At 38.2% G+C, this 5,761-nt stretch carries 6 protein-coding genes; 3 read left to right on the forward strand and 3 right to left on the reverse strand.

Annotation, left to right across the window (positions count from 1 at the left end):
- Positions 1 to 295: 295 nt before the first annotated feature.
- The 3 genes from dfrF to ABUA27_RS11935 all read right to left on the reverse strand — a co-directional run bounded on the left by dfrF (position 296) and on the right by ABUA27_RS11935 (position 2,559).
- Complete coding sequence (gene dfrF / locus ABUA27_RS11925) at positions 296 to 790, reverse strand: trimethoprim-resistant dihydrofolate reductase DfrF (RefSeq protein ID WP_002322211.1); 495 nt, start codon at positions 788 to 790, stop codon at positions 296 to 298.
- 307 nt (positions 791 to 1,097) lie between these two features.
- Positions 1,098 to 1,577 (reverse strand): MGMT family protein, encoded by a 480-nt coding sequence (locus tag ABUA27_RS11930; protein ID WP_002322212.1) that lies wholly within the window; start codon positions 1,575 to 1,577, stop codon positions 1,098 to 1,100.
- Between the two features lie 310 nt (positions 1,578 to 1,887).
- The gene (locus tag ABUA27_RS11935; protein ID WP_002322214.1) at positions 1,888 to 2,559 is read right to left on the reverse strand and encodes a helix-turn-helix domain-containing protein; all 672 of its coding nucleotides are present in this window, start codon (positions 2,557 to 2,559) and stop codon (positions 1,888 to 1,890) included.
- A gap of 496 nt (positions 2,560 to 3,055) precedes the next feature.
- Here ABUA27_RS11935 and ABUA27_RS11940 point away from each other — a divergent pair, with 496 nt between their 5' ends.
- From ABUA27_RS11940 to ABUA27_RS11950, 3 genes are all read left to right on the forward strand, one after another.
- Positions 3,056 to 4,117 carry a replication initiation factor domain-containing protein gene (locus tag ABUA27_RS11940; RefSeq protein ID WP_265951917.1) on the forward strand — a complete coding sequence of 354 codons (1,062 nt, stop codon included), beginning with the start codon at positions 3,056 to 3,058 and terminating at the stop codon, positions 4,115 to 4,117.
- On the forward strand, positions 4,117 to 4,320 hold the full coding sequence (locus ABUA27_RS11945) for an excisionase (protein WP_002610247.1): 204 nt from the start codon (positions 4,117 to 4,119) through the stop codon (positions 4,318 to 4,320). The genes ABUA27_RS11940 and ABUA27_RS11945 overlap by 1 nt, the downstream gene beginning before the upstream one ends.
- A 78-nt stretch (positions 4,321 to 4,398) precedes the next feature.
- On the forward strand, positions 4,399 to 5,592 hold the full coding sequence (locus tag ABUA27_RS11950; protein ID WP_008816009.1) for a site-specific integrase: 1,194 nt from the start codon (positions 4,399 to 4,401) through the stop codon (positions 5,590 to 5,592).
- Positions 5,593 to 5,761: the final 169 nt, after the last annotated feature.

Consider the following 5,761-nt stretch of genomic DNA (forward strand, 5'->3'; position numbering starts at 1 on the left):
TTTTCTATAAATTTTATATCTAATTTTCGATTATCCGCATAAACACTATACTTTCAAGTATTTTGAAGTATAGAAAAAACTCATTTTACCACGATTTTACCACGATTGAATGAGCCTTGATATGACCTATAAAATAACACCCAAAAGACATCATTACACCTAAATGGTGTCTTTTTAAAAAGCAGTCAATCCTAAGACTAACTGCTTTGTGTGTATGGATATGAAATTGTCAAACTGGAATTTGTCTTACAACAATTTATATATGCATAAAAAGCAATATATTTATGAAAACACCCTAAATCCAAAATCTACTCAATTCATTTTTCCTTACATAAAATGTTCTCGTATATTTCACTTCCTCACCAAGTGTTTCCCCTATCAAAACTTCAAAATCATTGATATCAAATTCTGGAAAGAATGTATCTCCATCTTCAATATTTAAATCTACTTCTGTGATATACATTTTATCTACTATTTGCAAAGCTTCCTTAAATAGTCCATATCCACCAGATATGTATACATCTCGTCCTTTAGCCAATAATAATGCATCTTCTAATGATTTAACTGAAACTAAATTATCTCCTTGATACTCTGTTGTGGTGGAAACAACAATATTCATTCTATTAGGCAACGGATGACCGATTTCTTCATAAGACTTTCGCCCCATAATAACCACATTACCCGTTGTTAACTCTCTAAATTGCTTTTGTTCTCCCTTTATTTTCCATGGTATATTACCATTCTTGCCTATAACATTATTCTTTGACCTCGCAACAATCAAACCTATCATCTATTTCATCCTCCATAATATGATGTCGTACCTGTGATTCCATCAAGTGCACCACATCTTAACAAACTCAAAATTATCTCGAACTAACCAGCTCGACAAATTCTAATTTGTCCGTTTCTTCATATCCACATTATATCATTTTCATATCTGCACCACAATAAAATTTTATGCACCGATAATCTTATTGAACAGCTCTAACAAACACCATTTCATCACTCCAATCTGAAATTTAGGTATGAAAAAAGCAGTCAATCCTAAGACTAACTGCTTTGTGTATAGAGATATGAAATTGTGAAATAGAATTTGCCTATTTCAAATCAAAAAGAGAATTTTCATAGTCCTTTACATAGTATCGTATATTTTTACGCCCCTTTTGAATAATGGTATGTCCCTCTGCTTCTAATTTTTCTTTCTGTGCTTCAATACCATTTGGATATTTAGCATTTAATTCTCCGTTTGCTTTTAATGTTCTCCAATAGGGTGTTTCATCTTCGGAACGCTGATAACTCGCCCACGCTACAATAGAAACAAATATACCCGCTGTAATCGGCTCTGTAAAATCTGCACCACTCAATTTTGCAAAGTGTTCTCGTATTTTTCCAACCGTAATCACTTTACCATACGGAACTTTTTTCATTACTTTGTCATAGTCAATCGGGGGAGCAAAATACATTTTGTTTCCACCATATTTCTCAATACTTTTCTGGTCTATGATAATTTGAAATTTTGGCATATCCTTACTATCATGCAACATAGCATTAAAATCTTTTTTATCTTCATTTGCCATTTGTGCCACCTCCTACTTTAAGGATAGTCTGTTTCTTATTTCCATGCAATGAGGCTGTTTGAAAATTATTAACACTTTCAAATTTGTCGCTTTCTTCATATCCATATTATAACAGTTCCATATATCCGCCACAATAAAAATCAGCATACCCTTAGCATTTATGGAACAAAAATGCACACTTTTTCTTTCTTCCTCTTGATTACCCCACAACAGAAAAGAAAAAGCCCTGTCAAGAGCCTTGCCACCATTGGTGGTGCTTTGCACTCTTTACTGGGCTTTTTGTTTGCTGTATCTTCCATGCAAGAGGAAATTAAAGACCTCTGTTCCATTTCGCCTTTAGATAATCTTCATAGTCTGCTTCATTGAAGTCTACTTGTGGAGAAGTGTCGGGAATGTTGTTTCTGTTGTCTATATCCGCAAGCTGACGAAATATCCAATCATCATAAGGGTCATGGTATTTATACTCTTTGGGCTGTTCTCTGTATCGGTCTAACCCTCGCATTTCCTTATGTACTTTTATCATGCGTTCCAGTTTTTGACGCTGTATCAACTGCTTGATTTCCATAAGTTCTTCCAACTCCGTAACCTCATTGGTAATGTAGTTATGGATATACTGTATGAGTTTATATGCCTTGTAAAATGTGCATTCTTTTTCATCATCGAAAAATTCATTTTCAGACAGGTAATCTAAGGAAACATTGAAGTCTTGTTCCCGTTTGATAATATCCATGATATAGGGCTCGGTGTGGTCAATATACTTCCATTCTCCCGACAATAATTCATTGGGCGTTACACCCAGCACGTCCATTATCTTCTCTAACGTATCAAAGGTAGGATAATTCACGCCACGTTCAATCTTGGAAAGGCTCTGCATATTGATACCGATTTTGTCCGCAAGTTCCTGTTGTTTCATTCCTCTGTGTTTTCTTATGGTCTGTATGTTTTCTCCTAAGAAACTGATTTTCTTTTCATAATGCTCCATAACTTAGTATAACCGCTCCTTTCGTTGCTTTTCTTGGTATTTATAAGCATATCATACTTAATCTATATCTAAAAGTCAACAAAAACTTCTTGACAAGTAATTCTAATGGAGTTATTATCGTATTAGACAGAGTGATTAAGCACGCTAGGGTCAATCACACGCTTGAGTAAGCATATAAAATATATATTTTCACTTTGATAGCATGAATAAGCATGGACTATCAGACCGAAAATAAGGTTTCTGACTGGGGCTGTTCCGTTTAGCCACGAGCCTTACAAGGCTCGTGAGCGTTAAGAACGGGGCAGACACAGGAAGAAAGGGAACGCCTTTAGGCGTTCGTAAAGGGCGTATATGTAACACCGCCCTGCGTATACATGTCATAGTACCTAGAAACTGTGATAAATAAAGGAAAAAATGCAATTTATACCCTGCAAAAAATCGGGGCATACGAAAGGAGTAATGAAGTATCGCAACACACGAAAATTTATCTGTTAAGATTGATTACATCAGCATTGTATTTGAAACTGCAAACGCAGAAGATGTCATCATGCACATTTTAGGTTTACCGACTGACATTTTCAATGTCTATCCAGCAACGATAAAATTCAAGACTTATCAAGCACGCTGGCAGATTGGAGATATTTATGTATCGGGGGACGCAAGAAAGACAGAGGACAACCCACAGGGGCTAGGCTGTTATCTTGTTATGACGGGCAGAGGTTGTGATGATATTTTCCGTATTCTCAACAGCAGAAACTATACCTTTGGGGATATGTTCAAACGTTGCGAGCGAAGATACGGACTGGATAACTTCCATTTCACAAGGCTTGATATTGCCATTGATGATAAGAACGAAAAGCCATTCTTTACCATAGAGCAGATAAAGAAGAAATGCGAAAAAGAGGAATTTATCTCGAATAGTGAGGGCTATCACTTTGACGAAAGTAAGTTTGATGATTTCGACACCGCAAAGACCGTTTATATTGGTGCTGGAAAATCGGGATTGTCCTACCGCTTTTATGACAAGGATAAGGAAGTCTGTTCAAAACATAATAAGACACTTGATGAAGTCGGCAGTTGGAAACGGACAGAAATGCAACTGCGTGATGATAAGGCTCATGCCTTTGCCATGACATTCAAGGACAGACCGCTGGAACTTGGGGAACTGGCTTTCGGACTATTGGCAAACAACCTACGCTTTGTCGTGCCAAACAGAAATGAAAGTAATAAGAGCAGATGGAAAACGTGTCGGTTTTGGGAACGCTTTTTAGGGGCTGTGGAAGTCTTAAAACTGCAAGTACCGAAACTACATAATTCTCTTGAGGAAACACAGCAATGGCTCACAGAGGGTGGCGTGATTTCCGCTGTGAAAAGTTTTTACTTCTTGGAAGAACATGACGCATTAGGTGGACTGGAAAAAGTGGGAACTATGCTTGATAAGGCAAGATACAGCAATTCCCTTTCCAGCAAACTAACCGCCCACTTACAGAGGATAGACCGCACCGACCTTATCCCCTATATCCAGTATGACACGAAACATGGGAAAGGGGGTATCTGATGAATAACAACGATATTCCTGTATGGGAAAAATACACCCTTACCATTGAAGAAGCGTCAAAGTATTTCCGTATCGGAGAAAACAAGTTAAGACGCTTGGCAGAGGAAAACAAGGACGCTGGCTGGCTCATTATGAATGGCAACCGCATACAGATTAAACGCCGACAGTTTGAAAAGGTCATTGACAAATTGGACGCAATCTAATGCAAATGAGCCTTGTATGTGTTATGATAAACACAAGTCATATCAAGGCTCTTTCCAATAAGGAAAGGAGCAGACACCATGAAAGAAAAAAGACGGGATAGCAAAGGACGTATCCTGCATACTGGAGAGAGCCAACGAACAGACGGAAAATACTTATATAAATATGTGGACGCATTTGGAAACACAAAATATGTGTATGCTTGGAGATTGACACCCACAGACCCGACACCAAAGGGAAAACGGGAAAAACCCTCACTTCGTGAACTGGAACAGCAGATAAGACGGGATATTGAGGACGGTATCGACAGCACAGGCAAGAAAATGACGCTTTGCCAACTCTACGCCAAACAGAACGCACAGAGGGCAAACGTGAAGAAAAGCACACAGAAACAACGGGAACAGCTCATGCGGTTATTGAAAGAGGACAAGTTAGGTGCTAGGAGCATTGATACGATAAAACCCTCTGACGCTAAGGAATGGGCGTTACGCATGAAAGACAAAGGCTTTTCCTATAACACCATTAACAACCATAAACGCTCGTTAAAAGCGTCATTCTATATCGCCATACAAGACGATTGTGTAAGGAAAAACCCTTTTGATTTCAAGTTGAGTGAAGTCCTAGAAAATGATACCAAAGAGAAAGTCGCATTGACAGAGGAACAGGAACAATCCCTACTCTCATTCATCAAGACGGACAATGTGTATCACAAGTATTATGATGATGTGCTGATACTGTTAAAGACAGGACTTCGTATCTCGGAACTGTGCGGACTGACAGTAGCCGATATTGATTTCAAGAATGAAGTTGTGATAATCGACCACCAGTTACTAAAGAGCAAGGAACAAGGCTATTATATTGAAACGCCTAAAACAAAGAGCGGAATAAGGCAAGTGCCATTAAGCAGAGAAACAATACAGGCATTTCAACGGGTTATGAAGAAACGCCCAAAGACAGAACCATTTGTGATAGACGGACGGAGCAATTTCCTATTTGTCAATCATAAAGGCAAGCCCAAAGTTGCGATTGATTATAACGCCTTATTCGTCCGTATGGTAAAGAAATACAACAAGCAACACAAGGACAATCCCTTGCCACATATCACACCGCATACGCTACGCCATACGTTCTGCACAAGACTGGCAAGCAAGAACATGAACCCGAAAGATTTACAGTATATCATGGGGCATTCAAATATCAGTATCACAATGAACTGGTACGCTCATGCGTCCATAGATACCGCAAAATCAGAGGTTCAGCGTCTAATTGCATAGAAGTATTTACCACGATTTTAACCACGATTGATAGCGAAAATATAAGAAGATAGACCTAGGTATGTGAGCTTTACCACAAAAGCAAAATGCCCGTAGAGCCGATAAAATAAGGCTTTGCGGACATTTGAGAAGATATAAAAAGATAGTTAAAAAGACATATATAATTTAA

Source organism: Catenibacterium sp. RTP21428st1_D7_RTP21428_210409 (assembly GCF_040227455.1).
In the GTDB taxonomy this organism is placed as follows: Bacteria; Bacillota_I; Bacilli_A; order Erysipelotrichales; family Coprobacillaceae; genus Catenibacterium; species Catenibacterium mitsuoka_A.